Annotated in this window: 13 protein-coding genes and 2 tRNA genes; 2 read left to right on the top strand and 13 right to left on the bottom strand. The window is 37.2% G+C overall.

What is annotated here, in order from left to right; translation table 11 throughout:
- Positions 1–5: 5 nt before the first annotated feature.
- Positions 6–2,984 carry a SusC/RagA family TonB-linked outer membrane protein gene (locus ACJJVU_RS00080; protein WP_405220889.1) on the bottom strand — a complete coding sequence of 993 codons (2,979 nt, stop codon included), beginning with the start codon at positions 2,982–2,984 and terminating at the stop codon, positions 6–8.
- 560 nt (positions 2,985–3,544) lie between these two features.
- Here ACJJVU_RS00080 and mutS point away from each other — a divergent pair.
- The gene (mutS, locus tag ACJJVU_RS00075) at positions 3,545–6,136 is read left to right on the top strand and encodes a DNA mismatch repair protein MutS (protein WP_405227399.1); all 2,592 of its coding nucleotides are present in this window, start codon (positions 3,545–3,547) and stop codon (positions 6,134–6,136) included.
- 71 nt (positions 6,137–6,207) lie between these two features.
- On the opposite strand, the gene ACJJVU_RS00070 is transcribed toward mutS, so the two are convergent.
- The 4 genes from ACJJVU_RS00070 to ACJJVU_RS00055 all read right to left on the bottom strand — a co-directional run bounded on the left by ACJJVU_RS00070 (position 6,208) and on the right by ACJJVU_RS00055 (position 7,135).
- Entirely contained in the window at positions 6,208–6,489 is a 282-nt protein-coding gene (locus tag ACJJVU_RS00070) for a GIY-YIG nuclease family protein (protein ID WP_405220886.1), read from the bottom strand.
- 87 nt (positions 6,490–6,576) lie between these two features.
- Positions 6,577–6,858 (bottom strand): GIY-YIG nuclease family protein, encoded by a 282-nt coding sequence (locus ACJJVU_RS00065; protein WP_405220883.1) that lies wholly within the window; start codon positions 6,856–6,858, stop codon positions 6,577–6,579.
- A 48-nt stretch (positions 6,859–6,906) separates the two neighbouring features.
- A tRNA-Leu gene (locus ACJJVU_RS00060) sits at positions 6,907–6,990 on the bottom strand.
- A 73-nt stretch (positions 6,991–7,063) separates the two neighbouring features.
- Positions 7,064–7,135: transfer RNA gene (locus tag ACJJVU_RS00055), tRNA-Gly, on the bottom strand.
- A gap of 510 nt (positions 7,136–7,645) precedes the next feature.
- On the opposite strand from ACJJVU_RS00055, the gene ACJJVU_RS00050 reads away from it, so the two are divergent.
- Positions 7,646–11,401, top strand: a complete 3,756-nt coding sequence (locus tag ACJJVU_RS00050) for a hypothetical protein (protein ID WP_405220880.1) — start codon at positions 7,646–7,648, stop codon at positions 11,399–11,401.
- 1,565 nt (positions 11,402–12,966) lie between these two features.
- On the opposite strand, the gene ACJJVU_RS00045 is transcribed toward ACJJVU_RS00050, so the two are convergent.
- The 8 genes from ACJJVU_RS00045 to ACJJVU_RS00010 form a co-directional block, all read right to left on the bottom strand.
- Positions 12,967–13,254 (bottom strand): type II toxin-antitoxin system RelE/ParE family toxin, encoded by a 288-nt coding sequence (locus tag ACJJVU_RS00045; RefSeq protein ID WP_405220877.1) that lies wholly within the window; start codon positions 13,252–13,254, stop codon positions 12,967–12,969.
- Positions 13,247–13,486, bottom strand: coding sequence for a type II toxin-antitoxin system ParD family antitoxin (locus tag ACJJVU_RS00040; protein WP_405220875.1), 240 nt, complete (start codon positions 13,484–13,486; stop codon positions 13,247–13,249). Before ACJJVU_RS00040 ends, ACJJVU_RS00045 begins: the two co-directional genes overlap by 8 nt.
- 810 nt (positions 13,487–14,296) lie before the next feature.
- Positions 14,297–14,599 carry a type II toxin-antitoxin system RelE/ParE family toxin gene (locus ACJJVU_RS00035; RefSeq protein ID WP_405220872.1) on the bottom strand — a complete coding sequence of 101 codons (303 nt, stop codon included), beginning with the start codon at positions 14,597–14,599 and terminating at the stop codon, positions 14,297–14,299.
- Complete coding sequence (locus ACJJVU_RS00030) at positions 14,596–14,838, bottom strand: type II toxin-antitoxin system ParD family antitoxin (RefSeq protein WP_405220869.1); 243 nt, start codon at positions 14,836–14,838, stop codon at positions 14,596–14,598. Before ACJJVU_RS00030 ends, ACJJVU_RS00035 begins: the two co-directional genes overlap by 4 nt.
- Before the next feature lie 810 nt (positions 14,839–15,648).
- Complete coding sequence (locus ACJJVU_RS00025) at positions 15,649–16,053, bottom strand: hypothetical protein (protein WP_194534678.1); 405 nt, start codon at positions 16,051–16,053, stop codon at positions 15,649–15,651.
- On the bottom strand, positions 16,050–16,379 hold the full coding sequence (locus tag ACJJVU_RS00020; RefSeq protein ID WP_178983650.1) for a TfoX/Sxy family protein: 330 nt from the start codon (positions 16,377–16,379) through the stop codon (positions 16,050–16,052). The genes ACJJVU_RS00025 and ACJJVU_RS00020 overlap by 4 nt, the downstream gene beginning before the upstream one ends.
- A gap of 7 nt (positions 16,380–16,386) precedes the next feature.
- A complete protein-coding gene (locus tag ACJJVU_RS00015) occupies positions 16,387–17,400 on the bottom strand; it encodes an alpha/beta fold hydrolase (protein WP_405220865.1) in 1,014 nt (337 codons plus the stop codon).
- Positions 17,401–17,426: 26 nt separating this feature from the next.
- A complete protein-coding gene (locus ACJJVU_RS00010) occupies positions 17,427–17,990 on the bottom strand; it encodes a TetR/AcrR family transcriptional regulator (protein ID WP_405220862.1) in 564 nt (187 codons plus the stop codon).
- Between the last annotated feature and the right edge of the window lie 259 nt (positions 17,991–18,249).

Below are 18,249 nucleotides of genomic sequence, written 5' to 3'. Positions count from 1 at the left end.
TTTTTTTAAAAGTTTACAGCGAGATTAAATAAGAAGCGCTTTGATGATGGGAAAGGCGTAACCTCTACACCAGTAAAGATACCTCCACCTCCAAAGTTTGAAACTTCTGGATCATAACTATTGTAATCAAATATGTTGATTAGGTTTGTTCCTGAAAATCCTACTTTAATGTTATCTATATTTCCTCCTAAGAAGTTAGTTAATGCTGTAGTTGGGATTGTATAGTATAATCCTACTTCACGTAATCTTAGGTAAGATGCATCTTCTACAAATACATCTGCAGATGAACCTAGCTGGCTCACTCTATAAGGACCATTTGCAAGTGCTCCAGAAGGATCAAGTCCAGAATCATCATAATCTGCACTTGTACCGTTGAGGTCAGATAATAATGTAGTCAAGTTGATGTTATCACCACCTTTTTTCCACTGCCATAAGAATGATAATTGGAAATCCTTGTATTGAAGACTGTTATTGAATGCCATTTGAAAATCTGGCTCTGAATCTCCAAATTTCTGGAATCCATTTGCACCTGGGTTAGGGCCTATTCCTACTATCTGTGTAGCACTAGAACCTTCTTCAATTCTAAATGTACCTAGTGTTGCTCCAAAGGCTCCTACGTTAAAAGGGTCAACATCTAAACGAGTGATTTTTGAAGTGTTTTTAAACCAGTTTACACTCGCATTCCACACAAAATTCTCTGATTCAATGATATTACTATTCAATGATAATTCAAGTCCTTTGTTTTGTAATTCACCAGCATTTACAAATTCGCTTGTAAATCCAGAAGAAGGAGGTAGTGCAGAGTTAAGAATTAAGTCATCTACAGTTTTGATGTAGTATGTAGCAGAAAAATCTACTTTACCATCAAGAATACTAAGGTCTGTACCAAATTCTAATTCCTTTTGACGTTCTGGGCTTAAACCAGCATCTCCACGCACCCCTACAAGGCTTATTCCTAATAGACCATCTGTAGAGAATGATGTGTATGATGTAAATAATGCACCAAAAGGAGCAAAGTTACCTGCCTCTCCATAAGCTACACGTAGTTTAAATTTGTCTACAAAGCTATCTTCTTTCCAAAAATCAAACTCATTAAAGTTTGCTGCAAGTGATGCTTTTGGGTAATAGTTAAGTTCGTTTGCATCTCCGTTATTTGAAGATTTATCTCCTCTTAATCCTATCGCTCCTATAAGCTTATCTTGAAAATTGATTTCTTCTTGTACAAAAAATCCAGCATCTTCTTGGAGTAGTCTAAACTGGTTAGTTCCAGTATTTGCAGCTTGATCAACATTAGTTTCTGAAGCTACAAGTCCGCTCGCAGTAATAAGCTGCGTGTTTCTGTCAAAATACTCTCTTGTAACACCGGCTTGCGTTCTAAAAGATAAATCATTATCTGTTCTATAATTATGTACTAAGAAAGCCGCTAGATTGTAGTTTCTATTTTGAGTATCTCCTTGCACAGCAACTCCATTTTGACCTCCATTAGCAGGTTTTTGAAATTGTAAATCCTTTGGGAAAATAGCTCTAGATTTCTGTCCATAAGTATCTAAACCTCCACGTAAAATTAATTCAAGGCTTGATTTTTCCTTTTTGAAGATATCTAGATTTGCAGAAGCACCAATAATAAAGCGATCTACAATCTCTCTGTTAGTTACTCTGTCTCTAGTTTGTAATGGGTTTGATGCTCCTGAAGGATTATCCGGGTATACACCATTTTCATCTGGAAATAATTGTAACCATGGAGTTGTACCAGTTAAAGTCACACCAATAGTAGTTCCAGAGTTATCATTATTAAAGAAGCCACGATTAGATCTAGAATTAATATAGTTTGTGTTAAGTGATACTTTTAAAAAGTCTGTAGCTCTATGATCTAAGTTAAGACGAAGTGAAGTCTTTTCGTAGCCTGTATTTTTTACAATACCATTTTCATTGCTGTGCGTAACCCCAGCATAAAAGCGTGTTTTTTCATCTCCACCACTCATGCTAAAGTTAGTTCTACTTATAAGACCTTTTTCTCCATAAATTTCTTCTTCATAATCTACAAGTCTTCCTTCATCTCTTGCAGCTACAAAAAGCGGCACTGCCTCTGCTCCAAAACTATCTTCTACGCGTTGCTCATTGTAATCACGTAGTCCTAATAATCTAGTTACCTGAGTCCATCCAAAAGATTGTCCAAATTTAAACTGAGTTTCTCCTGCTTTACCTTTCTTAGTTGTAATGATAACAACTCCGGCAGCAGCTCTAGAACCATATATAGCGGCAGCAGATGCTCCTTTTAATATTTCGATATTTTCAATATCATCTGGATTAATATCTGCTATCCTGTTTGTAGGATTATCTTGGTTTGAAGCACTTCCTCCAGCAGATGCTGCAGAAACTGCATTAAGACCTGCAGAGATAGAAGAGTTATCTACATAAACACCATCTACAATATAAAGCGGTTGTGTGTTACCTTGGATAGAAGTAGCTCCACGAAGTTTGATAGAAAGTCCTCCTCCTGGTGCCCCAGAATTTTGGCTTACTAGTGCTCCAGCAAATTTACCATACAGCGCTCCATCTAATGTAGGTGGTGGTGTGGTGCCAGTAATTTGCTCTGCTGATACTGATGCTACAGCATTTGCAGCATTAGATCTCTTTACAGAAGATGCTAGTCCAGAAATTACTACTTCATCTAGTGACTCTGAGGATTCTTCAAGAGTTACATTTAATGTTTGTGAACTTGAAATTAATTTTTCTTGTGTAGCATACCCTAGGTATGAAAATTCTAAGGTTCCAGAATTACCGTTTAATGTAATGGAGTAATTACCGTCAAAATCTGAGGTGGTTCCGTTTGAACTTCCTTTTTCAATAACATTGACAAAGGGAATTGGGTTATTTCCAGCATCTTTAATAACTCCTGTAACAACAGACTGACCCATCAGGGCACAAGGAATTAAAAATAACAAGAAATAGACCATTTTGAGTAATGGGTACTTTTGTTTCATTTGATATTTGATTTAGTTTATAATCCAAATTATAAATAATATTTAACTTATTTAACTAATAGTTAACTATATGCTAATAATATTCTAAAAATTACACGAAATAAGCGAATTTGCCAATCGTCATCTTGATTCTTCAAATAAATCAGCTTTCTTTTGAGAACTTTTCATACGATTATTGATTAGATTGATGATTACAAGGGTGTTGTAAAAATGTCTTTGGCTTTTTTACTCTCACGGTTATTAAGTATCACCTTAAAATGTTAAAAATTGAATAACTAAATTTTATCTATTAAATCTAATTTTGTGATAATTATAATCTATCTAATTTTAATCTTTAAGCTCTTTTTTAAGAGAAAGTATTCAATTTTATGAGTCTATAATCATGGCGAGCTTGAAGTGCTGTTAAAACGCCTTATTTTGCGCTTTCGCGAAAGCGTGTGTATAAAATGTGGAAAAACTAGGAAAGTCTGGTCATTTTTGAGAAAGCGAACCCAATAGAATAGTGTACTTTTATTTTTCTTAAAATAAATGATTTGGCTAAGAAAAAAGTGACCCCCTTAATGCAGCAGTACAATGGTATTAAAACAAAATACCCGGATGCTTTGTTGCTTTTTAGAGTAGGAGATTTTTATGAAACCTTTGGAGAGGATGCTGTAAAAGCAGCGGGAATTCTCAATATCACATTAACAAGTCGCAATAATGGTGGTGATCGCACGGAGCTTGCTGGCTTCCCACATCATTCTCTAAATACCTATTTGCCTAAGCTTGTAAAGGCAGGTTGTAGGGTGGCTATTTGTGACCAACTAGAAGATCCAAAGCAGACTAAAAAAATTGTAAAGCGTGGTGTGACAGAGCTTGTAACGCCTGGTGTTGCAATGAATGATGATATACTCTCTGCAAAAACAAATAACTTTCTTGGGGCTGTTTTTTTTAATAAAGAAAAGGTAGGAGTTGCTTTCTTAGATGTATCTACTGGTGAGTATCTCACTGCTCAGGGTGATATCGCTTATATAGATAAGCTATTACAAAATTTTGCTCCTAGCGAACTGCTAGTATGTAAAAAGCAAAAAAAGACTTTTTTAGAAGCATATGGCTCAGATTACCACACTTTTTATCAAGAGGATTGGGTATTTCATATAGACTATGCTACAGAATCTCTGCATAAGCACTTTAATGTAAATTCTTTAAAAGGATTTGGGGTAGAGCATCTTTCAGAAGGAGTGGTTGCGGCTGGCGCAGCGCTTCATTATTTAGGAGAAACACAGCATCACAAGCTACAGCATATCACGAGAATAAGCCGTATTGCTGCAGATGATTATGTCTGGATGGATCGCTTTACCATAAGAAATCTCGAACTCTATAACTCGGCTTCTGGAGTAAAGGCCATTACGTTAATAGATATTATAGACAAGACCACTTCGGCTATGGGAGGGCGTCTACTTAAACGTTGGCTAGCATTACCCCTCAAACGTCTTGATGAAATTGAAAGGCGTCATGAGGTGGTGTTTTTTCTCTCAGATAATGGAGGGATTTTTGATAAAATGCAGTCTAATATTAAGAAAATAGGAGACTTAGAACGTCTTATAAGTAAAGTTGCTACGGGTAAAATAAGTCCGCGAGAGGTTATTCAGCTTAAGAATTCGCTAGAAGCAATCGTTCCTATAAAGGGGTTAGCGCTTAGTACGGATAATGAATCACTTAAAATTATAGGCGAGCAACTTCAAGATTGTGTGGTGTTACGAGATAAAATAAAAGAAACACTTAAAGAAGAGGCTCCAGTTTCTATAATAAAAGGCGGAGCAATTGCAGCTGGCTTTCATGAAGAGCTAGATGAGTTGAGAGCGTTGTCTCAAGGAGGTAAAGATTACCTAGAGCAAATGCTAGAGCGAGAGACTAAGCGTACAGGGATTACCTCGCTTAAGATAGCGTCAAATAATGTTTTTGGGTATTATATAGAGGTGCGTAACACCCACCGTGACAAAGTACCAGAAGAGTGGATAAGAAAGCAAACACTAGTTAACGCAGAGCGTTACATCACCGAGGAGCTTAAGGAATACGAAGGCAAAATTTTAGGAGCCGAAGAGCGTATTCAGGCGATAGAGCAGCAGCTATTTTCTGCATTGGTAAACTGGATGAGTAGTTTTATTCCTCAAGTGCAGGCAAATGCCTCTCAGATAGCACAACTAGATTGTTTATTAGGCTTTACACAATTAGCAAGGGAAAACAATTATGTGAGACCTACGCTAGATGAGTCACAAGCAATAGATATAAAAGAAGGACGACATCCCGTAATAGAAAAGCAACTCCCACTAGGCGAGGCTTATGTGGCAAATGATGTGTATTTAGATAGTGGTGATCAACAAATGATTATGATTACTGGGCCTAACATGTCTGGTAAGAGTGCCATCTTAAGACAGACAGCTTTAATAGTCTTGCTCGCCCAGATGGGGAGTTTTGTACCAGCCCAAGCGGCACATATAGGCGTGGTAGACAAAATCTTTACAAGAGTAGGAGCGAGCGATAACATCTCTATGGGTGAAAGTACCTTTATGGTAGAGATGAATGAAACGGCTAGCATTCTTAATAACTTAAGTGACCGTAGTTTAGTCTTGCTAGATGAGATAGGTCGTGGTACCAGTACTTATGATGGAATTTCTATTGCTTGGGCTATCAGTGAGTTTTTACATGAACATCCGGGAAGACCTAAAACGCTCTTTGCTACGCATTATCATGAACTTAATGAGATGTGTGAGACATTTGACCGCATAAAGAACTACAATGTCTCCGTAAAAGAGCTTAAGGATAATGTATTGTTCTTACGTAAACTAGTGCCAGGAGGTAGTGCACACAGTTTTGGGATACATGTCGCGAAGATGGCGGGAATGCCTCAACAGGTACTACGTAGAGCGACAAAAATGATGGAGAAGCTGGAGAAATCTCACGGAAGTGAGGAGCTTACAGGTAAACTTAAAGAAGCTGGCGAAGAAGAAATGCAGCTTAGTTTCTTTAATCTAGATGATCCATTGCTAGAAGATATTAAAGAGGAGATTTTACATATAGATATTGATACACTTACGCCGGTAGAAGCGCTTATGAAACTTAACGAGATAAAGAGAATGCTGGTTAAAAAGAAAGGTAGTGCTACTTCTTAGAAGGTTAATTAAACTATATAAAAATAAAAAAGGCTTCCTAATGGAAGCCTTTTGTACTCGGGATGAACCCGTTACTCATATTTTTGAACTAGTTTTTGTGCTATTTCTCTATGTTTTTTGATATTCACTAAGTATGTTGTGCTTTTCATACTCTTGATGTGTTTTTCGATTTTTCTGGCTTGTTGATATTCTAAACTGCTTATTTCAAAAAATATCTCCCAATCTTGAGCTTTAATAGTAAACCCTTTGTATCTGTTTGTTGCGTGTTCTTTTATTCTCTGGTCTAAGTCTAAACAACTCCCGATGTAGTATCTATTAATCTTTTTAGAATAAAGTATGTAGACTGTTGCCATTGTTGAAATATATAAAAATACAAAAGGCTTTCTAATGGAAGCCTTTTGTACTCGAGACGGGTCCCGATAGCTATCGGGATGAACCCGTTACTTATATTTTTGAACTAGTTTTTGTGCTATTTCTTTATGTTTTTTGATATTCACTAAGTATGTTGTGCTTTTCATACTCTTAATGTGTTTTTCGATGCTCCGTGCTTGTTGATATTCTAAATTGGTTATTTCGAAAAATATCTCCCAATCTTGAGCTTTAGTAGTAAACCCTTTGTATCTGTTTGTTGCGTGTTCTTTTATTCTCTGGTCTAAGTCTAAACAACTCCCGATGTAGTATCTTTTAATCTTTTTAGAATAAAGTATGTAGACTGTTGCCATTGTTGAAATATATAAAAATAAAAAAGGCTTCCTAATGGAAGCCTTTTGTACTCGAGACGGGACTTGAACCCGTACGTCCTAATGGACATTGGATTTTAAGTCCAACGTGTCTACCAATTCCACCACTCGAGCATTTTCACAAATGTGAAAAAAATTGGTATTTATTTTTATACGCTTTCGCGAAAGCGTTATAATTTCAAACTAGAGCGAAAGACGAGATTTGAACTCGCGACCCCCACCTTGGCAAGGTGATGCTCTACCCCTGAGCTACTTTCGCATTGCATTCTATAAGAACGACGCTATTTCTCGTAGCGGATGCAAATTTAATCTTTTTCTTCTTTTGGCAAAGGGTTTTCCAAATTTTTTTCAAACTTTTTTGAGCTATTCTCTGTGACATCTAACCATTATTTTTTAGAAAAATAACAGTCTGATTGATTGTCTGTTGTAGGAATTGTCGGTAAGTTTGATGTTTTTAATTCGTCACATTTCGTAAAACACTGATATAAAGACAGTTGTGTTTATGTGTTTTTTGTGTCATTCGTCGACACAAACGCGCATTTCATCGAAATATACATGTAGAATGTCTACTAATGGTTAAATTTAATCGATTAAGTGTTTATTTTTAACACTGTATTAGTATAAAATTCTAATTTTGTTTGTGCAAATGTAAGTGTGTTATTTTTGACTTTAATTTCACATTGAGATAACGCAAAAAAGAAAATGATATCTGATGTTTGTTAAGGCCTCAGGTTGTATTAAAAGTTGAATTAAGTTATAATTTATATATATGGGAAAAATTACTATTCCTTCCGGACAGATTGAAAAGTTGCAATTGTCAATTATCTCAAAAAAGATAATTGTCCTAATTGCGGTATTTGGTTGTTTTACATCTTCCTTGTATGGTCAATGTGTGGGTACTGCTACAGATTGTGATGGTGACCTGGTGTCTAATACTGTGGATGAAGATGATGATAATGATGGGATCTTGGATGATTTAGAGTGTCCGTTTGTCGTTCCTACTGGTGGTGCAGTGCAGTCTGATGCAATTGTCTATACTACTTTAGGTGGCAAGCAGGTTTTTACTATTGGTGGAAATACCAACGGCTTAGGTTTTTCTGAAACCGGTTGGGATGTGGCCGTTACCGGCACTGGAGCGAGCATACAGAGTCAGCTTAATTTGACGAGTACCACATTTTCAAACGGAACTGTTAGTGGGTCTAACGATGCTGCTAATCCTGTGGCAAATCCTTATAGTGTTTTTGCTACTAATAATGGAGCTTGGGCGTCAGGTAGTGATACGCGAACATTGGGTGTCAATCCAGGTACTGCGAATTTAGAGGCAGATCAAAGTTTAGTGTTTTCGACAATTATAGATTTTACTACACCGGTCTATGCCTTTGGCTTCGATTTGATTGACTTTAATGATCATGGAACTGGGCTTTTTACAGATACTTGGGAGGTTTTTGTAGATGGTGTTCTTGTCTATCAGTTGGGGCCTGAGTTGTCTATCGATGCAGGTACAACAGGTCCTTTTCCTGTTTTCAGTGATCAAGGTGTTCCTTTGGGTAACGTAACTCAGGGTGAGAATACTGAAAATTTTATTGGCTTTATAGGGCGTGAAGCAGTAGGTCAAGTTGAAATAAGGAGAACTTCAATTTATGATAATTCAAACCCTCTTGCAACTGGTACTGATTTTCACGGAATAGATAGTTTTAGATTTACCACAGATGCTCCTTTTGATACAGATGATGATGGAATTGCAAATTGTTTTGATACTGATAGTGATGGTGATGGCTGTAGTGATGTTTTAGAGTCTGGTGGATTAGATCCTGATGGCGATGGAATACTTGGTGTACTGCCCACAACTGTTGATGGTGCTGGCCGTGTCACAGGTTCTGGGTCGGTAGCTGGAGGGTATAATGGGCTTAGTGGAAATGAGTTGAACGCGGTGCAAGTTAATGTTGCTGCTGGCAACCCTATGGATCAAACTGTGTTTGAGGGTGATCCTGTGAGCTTTACAGTTTCAGCTAGTGCAGATGAAGCTACGTTTTATACCGGTGGTTCACCTACTTATAGTGTTCCTGGTAATGCGGATGGAGGTTTGAGCTATCAATGGTATATAGGTGATCCGGATTTTTCAGGAGTGCCTATTGCTCCTGGAGATACTAACTATAGTGGCGCAGACACAAATACTTTAACAGTTAATGACTCTTCTGGATTAAACAATACTGATTATTTTGTTGTTGTTAGTCATGATGAGAATGTTTGTGTATCCGAAAATAGATCAGCAGTGTTGACATTTCTTCCAGATCCGTGTGATGCACTAGCATCTGGAAATCCAGATAATGATGGTGATGGTATTAGTGACAGTTGTGATCTTGATGATGATAATGATGGTATTTTAGATACGGAAGAATGTGGAGTATTACTGCCAGTTGGAGTTACGGGAGTTGGCACTCAAACCATATCCGGACAATACGCAGGAGATCTATTCACTTTAGATTTTCAATTGGCTACTACTACTGTGAATCCGTTTGTTTTTCAACGTCAACCAACGCTTATTGTAGATCCAAGAACCATGGAGCCAATCACGCTTACAAGGCAAATAGCTGGGATAACAGAAGGGATGCAGATTACTTGGGATGAAGGTGATAATGGCCGGTCACAACTTGCTGGGTTGAGTGAAATGGATCTAACACTAACATTAGATAATTTACAGAATGGAAAATTAACAAGTTTGAGAGTAGCAAGTGCTGCTCCAGGGACCACGTTTGCTGGGCAAAATGCAGTCAAAGAAATAACTTTAACTTGGCCGGGAGGTACCTCTGCAGTGTTAAATGATCCTCTAGGTGAAATAGTGAGTCATGCAGATGGAGCTGTGATTTCTTCTGGAGATGTACTAAGCTTAAATTCAGGAACTCGTCAAATTCAGTTTTCTAGATGGACTTTAGATATTGACTTAGAAGGTGCTACGTATCCTTTTGTCTTAAATTACGATACTGATTCTAATGTAAATACAAATTTTGAAGGTTTTGCATTTATTCCAATAGGTTGTTCAGATGTAGACGGAGATGGAGTTGTTGATTCATTTGATTTAGATAGTGATAATGACTTGTGTAATGACGTTTTAGAATCTGGCGGTCTTGATCCAAATGGAGACGGAATCTTAGGGGCAATACCAACTATGGTAGATAATGATGGGTTAGTAATAGGAAGTTCTCCTGCAACTGGAGGTTATGATGGAGCAAACGGAAATGAAATTGTAGCAACACAAGTTAATGTTACAGCAATGGAACCTGCCGACCAAACGGCTACAACTGGTGAGTCTGCTACGTTTACAATTATGGCAACAGCAGATAATTCGACTGGATTTACAGCAGGTGTTCCAGATTACGGAACTCCTGGAAATGCAAATGCTGGAATAAATTATATGTGGTACATAGGTGATCCAGATACATCAGGAACTCTTATTACTGCAGCCGATACTAATTATAGTGGCGAGAATACAAATGCTTTAACGGTTAATGATGTAACAGGCTTAGATGCTACGGAGTATTTTGTTGTAGTTACTCATGATGATAATGTTTGTTTTACAGAAACTCGTTCAGCTATACTTACTATCGCAGAATCCGATGTAAGTATTGATAAAGTGTTAGTCGATAGTAGCCCTTATTTAGTAGGAGATGCAGTGACTTATATATTAACAGTAAGTAACGCAGGGCCTGATGGAGCAACAAATGTTGTGGTAACAGATATTCCTGAAAACTTAACTATTACAAATGTATCTGGAGGAGGATGTACGGCATTCCCATGTACTATAGCAAGTATTGCTGCGGGTGTTGCTAATGATGTGACGATAACAGTTACAGCAACAATTGATAGTGAGGGAGCCTTTTCAAATGGTGCTACTGTAGAAGCAGATCAAGATGATCCGAATACTGCCAATAATCAAGATTTATCAACAGATGCAAATAATCAAGGAGCAGTTCCTAGTGTTCCACCAGTGGTACAAAATGATGTAAGTGCTCCGAGTACTCCAGGAGCTACAGTAAGTTTAGATCCAACCGCCGATAATGGTTTTGGTATAGATGATGATGCTGACGGTACATTAGATGTTACGAGCGTGAGCTTAGTAGTTCCAGCTGGAGCTACGATGGTACAAACGGATGCAGATGGCGATATTATTGGGTACACAGTTCCTGGTGAAGGAGTTTGGGAAGTTAATCCTGTAAACGGTGAGATTAGTTTTGCACCAGTAGCTGGATTTAATGATGATCCAACATCTCCTGCCACTTATACAATAGATGATAATGCGGGTAATACTTCTAATCAGGCTACAGTAACAATTGATTATGTGCCTGTTGCAACAGTAGATGAGATTACTGACGTTATGCCAGGCATGGATGCTTTAATTGATGTATTAGCAAATGATGTTGATGGTGACCTTGTTGATCCTACTACAGTAATGATAATAGACCCAGCAAATCCGGGAGTTCCTGTGACAAGTTTGGTAGAGCCTGGAGTAGGAGTATGGACTAATTGATGTATTAGCAAATGATGTTGATGGTGACCTTGTTGATCCTACTACAGTAATGATAATAGACCCAGCAAATCCGGGAGTTCCTGTGACAAGTTTGGTAGAGCCTGGAGTAGGAGTATGGACTGTCGATCCTTCAAGCGGAGCGATTACGTTCGCACCTTGTACTGCAGCCGGAGTTCCAGATGCTAGTTGTACAGGATTATTTGAAGGTAGTCCAATGGACATCTCTTATATAGTATCAGATAATGAAGGTAATGCGACAACTCCTACAAAAGTAACTGCAGCTTATGCTGTTCCACCAGTAGCACAAAATGATGTAAGCACTCCGAGTACACCTGGCGCTACGGTGAGTATCGATCCAACCGCTGATAATGGTTTTGGTGTAGATGCCGATCCTGATGGAACTTTAGATGTAACGACTGTGAGTTTAGTAGTTCCAACTGGAGCTACAATGGTACAGACGGATGCAGACGGTGATATTATAGGATACACAGTACCTGGTGAAGGCGCTTGGGAAGTTAATCCTGTAACTGGTGAGATTAGTTTTGCACCAGAAGCTGGTTTTAACGATGATCCAACAGATCCTGCTAGTTATACGATAGATGATAATGATGGTAACCCATCGAATGTAGCTACTGTAACAATTGATTATTTGCCTGTTGCAACAGTAGATGAGATTACTGACGTTATGCCTGGCATGGATGCTGTAATTGATGTATTAGCAAATGATGTTGATGGTGACCTTGTTGATCCTACTACAGTAATGATAATAGACCCAGCAAATCCGGGAGTTCCTGTGACAAGTTTGGTAGAGCCTGGAGTAGGAGTATGGACTGTCGATCCTTCAAGCGGAGCGATTACGTTCGCACCTTGTACTGCAGCCGGAGTTCCAGATGCTAGTTGTACAGGATTATTTGAAGGTAGTCCAATGGACATCTCTTATATAGTATCAGATAATGAAGGTAATGCGACAACTCCTACAAAAGTAACTGCAGCTTATGCTGTTCCACCAGTAGCACAAAATGATGTAAGCACTCCGAGTACACCTGGCGCTACGGTGAGTATCGATCCAACCGCTGATAATGGTTTTGGTGTAGATGCCGATCCTGATGGAACTTTAGATGTAACGACTGTGAGTTTAGTAGTTCCAACTGGAGCTACAATGGTACAGACGGATGCAGANAGCGGATTTACTCTAACTTGATCTATACCCAACTCTTCGATATTTCAACGACTTTAGATGTATTCTGATTTTGAAGTGGAGCCATACGACGGCGGGAATTTGCAAGTATGCTACTGCCTTGGATGTGGCTTATCTTGAGATGAAAAACATGTCCTTTGGCAATCAGCCGCCACGGTTTAGCTATGAACAGTACGGGAGGAAACTAGCGTTTGCTTTCCGCCACGCACGTAGCGAAATCTTTTTGTTTTGTTTTTTCTTTTTCTTGTTTAAAGCAAAATCCGAAAGATTTTGCGGACTTTATAAAAATACACAAACCATTCGTTTAAGCCCGAAGCCCGTATTGTCTATAGGTTTTGTTGGCAACAGTATTTTTTTTGCGAATAGTTTATAGTATATTTTTCAAGTCCTGTTTTCCAACAATCGCCATTATTTCAGCAGTATCATCATTTATTCGATAGTAAATACTGTCCGACCCACAAACACATCTTCGATATCCGTTTTTTATGAAATCTACCGATTCAAACGAATAAGGTCTTTGAGCAATTATGTCAAAATATTTAAAAAATGAATCAAAATATTTGTCGGCTTGACTCATTCCGAACTTTTTAACTCCGTAATGATGAATTCTTATAAGGTCTTCTTTTGCGGAATTGCTTAATCTATATTTAGCCATTAAGAATGGCTTTAGACTGCTTTAGTATTTCGGATTTGGTATCACTTGTAAACCCACTATTTTCTGCTTTATCTAGCTTAGATTTAATCCAATCAATTTGGACTTGCTGGCTTCTTGCTTGTCTAATTAAATCATTCACAAGCTCGCTTTTACTTGAGTATTCCTGATTGTCTACTTGTGTCTTTAACCACTCGTCATTGGGTTGCGTGAAAGATATACTTTGTCTAGCCATAAGAAATATATTTTGATGCTAATTTACACCAAAATCGAACCAAAACCAAATTTTTGTAATATTGTTGCACAACAGGCCACTGCACAAAGCGAGTGCGGCTCCCGATAGCTATCGGGATTGCTGATTTGCTTTAATTTGCGGTCTTGTTCGTTTGATCTAAATATACAATGAATTTTGGAGTTGTGCGCCGCGCGTAGAGCTTTCAAACTTGCCTCTCTCATCATCGACGAAGGAGCTAGCGACTGAGAGAATGATGCTGATAAGATTAATAATAAGGCACAACATTCACTTTATGCTGTAGTTCTTGCATCCGACGAGTGAGGAACGAGCGAGAGGAATGCACAGGCGCAACAATGTTTGAGCTTTCTATAATTATGATGTACAAATAAAGACATTTTTGAGTCCTGCCTCCGACGAGCATAGCGAGAGGAAGGCATCAAAGAACCGCTTAGACACCTCATAACCGATAATCAATAGAAAGACACTAAGAGCTTTAAAATCCTAGTGGATTTACTCTAACTTGATCTATACCAAACTCTTCGACATTTCAACGACTTTTTGAGGTGTTCTGATTTTGAAGTGGAGCCATACGATGGCGGGAATTTGCAAGTATGCTTCTGCCTTGGATGTGGCTTATCTTGAGATGAAAAACATGTCCTTTGGCAATCAGCCGTCCACGGCTCGGTTAAGCGTAGTTGCGTGGGTTAGCGGTTAACTTTACAAGTACACACCAAGCTTAAAATCCGAGAGGATTTTCAGAAGTAGACGAGAACAAGCAATTACTTATAGCCATTGTTGTGTACAGTTTTTCTATTTCAGTCGTTTTTTAATATCCATTCTTTGATGCAAAACTCTAACTATTTCCACAATATCATTTTCCACTTTTCTATAAAAAATCAGATGGGATTTTAATTTAGTCACTCGATAATTCTTTCGAGTTTGTTCCGCTGACTTCCCAGTCATAAAGTTGTCAGCAATAAATTCAATTTCTGTAATTATCAAGTCGTAATATCGGTCAGCTTGTTCTTTAGACCATTTATCAAGCGTATAAATCCAAATTTTATCTAAATCTTTAATCGCTTGTTGACTTATACGATATTTGTTTTTACTCATAAGTGTTTACGATGTAATTCTTTCAGATGTTGTTTTGGGTCAAAATTTTCAACAAACCCACTTTTTTCCCCAACATCGAGAGCTTTAATCAGTTCCCTTTCCTTTTTTTCTTCACGTTCTAACAAACGTAAAGCTGAACGAATTACTTCGCTAACCGAACCATATCTTCCAGAATTTACTTCTTCTCTTATAAAATCCTCAAAATGATTTCCGAGTGATATTGATGTGTTTTTTCCCATTTTGACTAAATTTTTACTCAAACATACCAATTCTTGGTAACGTAGCCAAATTATACACAACAGGCCACTGCATAAAGCGAGTGTGGCATACTTCGACAGGCTCAGTAAAAGCCTTGCTGATTTGCTTTAATTTATGGTCTTGTTTGTTTGATCTAAATATGCAATGAATTTTGGAGTTGTGCGCCGCGCATAGAGCTTTCAAACTTGCCTCTCCCATCATCGACGAAGGAGTTAGCGACTGAGAGAATGATGCTGGATGAGATTTATAATAAGGCACAACATTCGCTTTATGCTGTAGTTCTTGCATCCGACGAGTGATGAACGAACGAGAGGAATGCACAGGCGCAACAATGTTTGAGCTTTCTATAATTATGATGTACAAATGAAAGACATTTTTGAGTCCTGCCTCCGACGAGCATAGCGAGAGGAAGGCATCAAAGAACCGCTTAGTCATGCCATAACCGATATTCAATAAAAAGACACTAAGAGCTTTAAAATCCTTGCGGATTTACTCTTACTTGATCTATACCCAACTCTTCGATATTTCAACGACTTTTGAGGTTTTTTTATTTTGAAGCGGAGCCATACGACGGCGGGAATTTGCAAGTATACAACTGCCTTGGATGTGGCTTATCTTGAGATGAAAAACATGTCCTTTGGCAATCAGCCGTCCACGTGTTTGTATATGGTTTGTTGCGTGCTTTATGCAACTAACTTAGTAAATAATTACTGACCAAGAAAGTCCGCGAGGACTTTCGTAAGTAGGCGAGAAGCCAGCAATAAATTATATAGGTTGTTGTACCCAGTTAATTATAAATTATTTGTTTTTCCTACTATTAATTTTGAAAATGGAATTTCAGTAACTTTTACTGTTCCTATCGTAAAGATTATAGCTAGCATTAAATCCATTCCTGTTATGGTTAATGTCATTTGCGAAACTCCATCACCCAAAGCTGCATAGGCTACAATAAACACGTTAATTAAGCGAACTAAACCATTCCAAACAATTAGCGGAGCTCTTGTGTTTAGTTTTTTAGTAGCCCAAATTATTGCTGCTCCTGCGAACATTATAAATAAGCCAACTACTGCACTGTGAATTAAATCTTCACCTGTTTTTGTTGAAACTGCTTGATACACAGTTCCAAGTCCAATTGGAAAATTTAAAATACCAGCTATTAATACTATTTTGTTAAATATGTTTGTTGATTTTTTCATTTTGATTTATTTTTTTGAATATTTAATGATTCTTCTGCCCAAAGGACAAATTGATTAGCATCTTCTAAAACTTCAATAGGAACTTCATAAAATGACAGTACTTTACTTTCATTTTTGAATAACTTTAAAGGTTGAGAATCAGCTTCTAAATAATTAGAAATATTACTTTTATCTACTTTAAAAAAAATGACTTCTTTGGCTATAATTCCAAACATTAAATCATCTGCATACAAACCAACACAACCAAACATTCTTTTGATTCGTACTCTTCTCCAACTTTGTAATTGGTCAAAAATAAAATCTTTAAAATCTGTTGATGGTTCCATTTTTTTGTTATAAATTCTTAAGCAGTCGTCTTAGTGAGAAAGCAAAACTCTCTGGACTATCTTCTTGTGTAAAGTGGCCAGCATCAGGCAACAATTGCACAGGTGCTTTTGGGAAATACGAACGCCATTTATCTTGAATATCTTGCGAAGCGACAACATCATCTTTTAATCCAAAAATAAGCTCAACTGGCTTCTCCTGTAGCGTAGATAATTTGCTTTCTAATTCTCCTAGCCAATCCGATGCCAATGTAATCTGTTGTGGAAAAACTGCTGTTCCTTTTCTAGATTCTTTTGTTGGGAATGGCATTTCATAGGCATCCATAATTGCTTTATTACTGCTAGATTCCTTTTTGATAGAACCTCGCATAAGTCCTGTTACAAAAAAGTTCTCTTCCATAACTTTGGATTCCATTTCAGAAGATCTCATCATCATTGAAAATTCAACCAATTTCCCTTCAGGTTTCCAAGCCCAAGTATTACTAATAACAACTCCTAAAACTTTATCTGGATGACTTGTAGCTACTGATAAACCCGTTGGTCCACCCCAATCTTGAACCACAATTATGAACTTCTCTAATTTTAAATGTTCAAAAAGTAATGCACTAATCCATTCAACGTGTTCTTGTGGTGTAAAACCATAATCCTTTGGTGTGTCAGAAAAGCCAAATCCTGGTAAATCATAAGCTATAATTCTTGCTTCGCCTGAAAGTTCTTTAATGATGTTTCTATTTAAGAATGACCAATCTGGGTTTCCGTGTGTTAATACAATAGGGATTCCTTCTCCTTCATCAATGTAATGCATTGATATTTCGTCTTTAGTGAACCAATTACTTTTAAAAGGATATTCCTTTTTATCTACTATAAATGGTCTTTGTTTTTGATTTGTTTCATCTTTATTATAGATTTCTTGAGCTTGAGAAGTATTAGCCATACTTAGTGCGAGTATTAAGGTTAGTACTATTGTTTTTCTGAATGTGTTTTTTGTTTTCATTTGTATTTTGTTAAATTTATTTCTAATCATTTGATTAGTTTTATGGTAAAAAAATATTATAAGTGCTGAAATGTGGTTTCTATATAGTTGTTAATGGTAATTTCATTTTGAATTTTTGTTGCTAAAGCCAAACCACTTAATGCTAGAACAAGATAATTTATGTGTCTTTCTATAGTTTGGTTGTCCTTTGTGCTATTTAACTCAAGATTGTGTTTAAACAAGGTTCTTAATTGCTCCTCATAATTTGAAATAAGACTACCCACTTTTTGGTCTACCTCTAAACCAAATTCTGACATAGTATTAACCATTAAACATCCTTTTTTTGAGTTGTTTTGGTCAGCAAATTCAGCAAACTGATAGAAGAAGTGTTTAATACTTTCAATGCCGTTTGAAGAGTTTTCAAATACATTGATTAACTTTTGCAACTTGCTTCTATACAATTTTAAGCTTTCTAGAAAAAGCTTTTGTTTATTTCCAAAACTAGCGTTTATAGAAAATTGATTGATACCCATTTCTTTAGATAGCATCCTTAATGATGTATTTCTATAGCCGTTTTTCCAGAACAGACCCATTGCCTTTTCTATTACTTCAGCTTCCTTATATTTCTTTTCTCTAGGCATAAAACTAAATTACTTTGCAAACTAATCAAACGATTAGAAACAAAAAAAATATTTTAACTTATATTTTTGAATTTCAAAGTATTTAGCTCAATTTGAGTAGGGAATTTGTGGTTTGGGTTAATTGGGTACAATAGACCACTACATAAAGCGAGTGCGGCTACCGATAGCTATCGGGATTGCTGGTTAGCCTATATTTTTTGTTTATTAATTGATTGTTTAAATATACACTTATTTGTGAATCTGTCGCCGCGCATAGAGC

The organism is Dokdonia sp. Asnod1-B02, assembly GCF_045063955.1.
In the GTDB taxonomy this organism is placed as follows: Bacteria; Bacteroidota; Bacteroidia; order Flavobacteriales; family Flavobacteriaceae; genus Dokdonia.
This window is presented reverse-complemented; position numbering and strand designations above follow the sequence as displayed.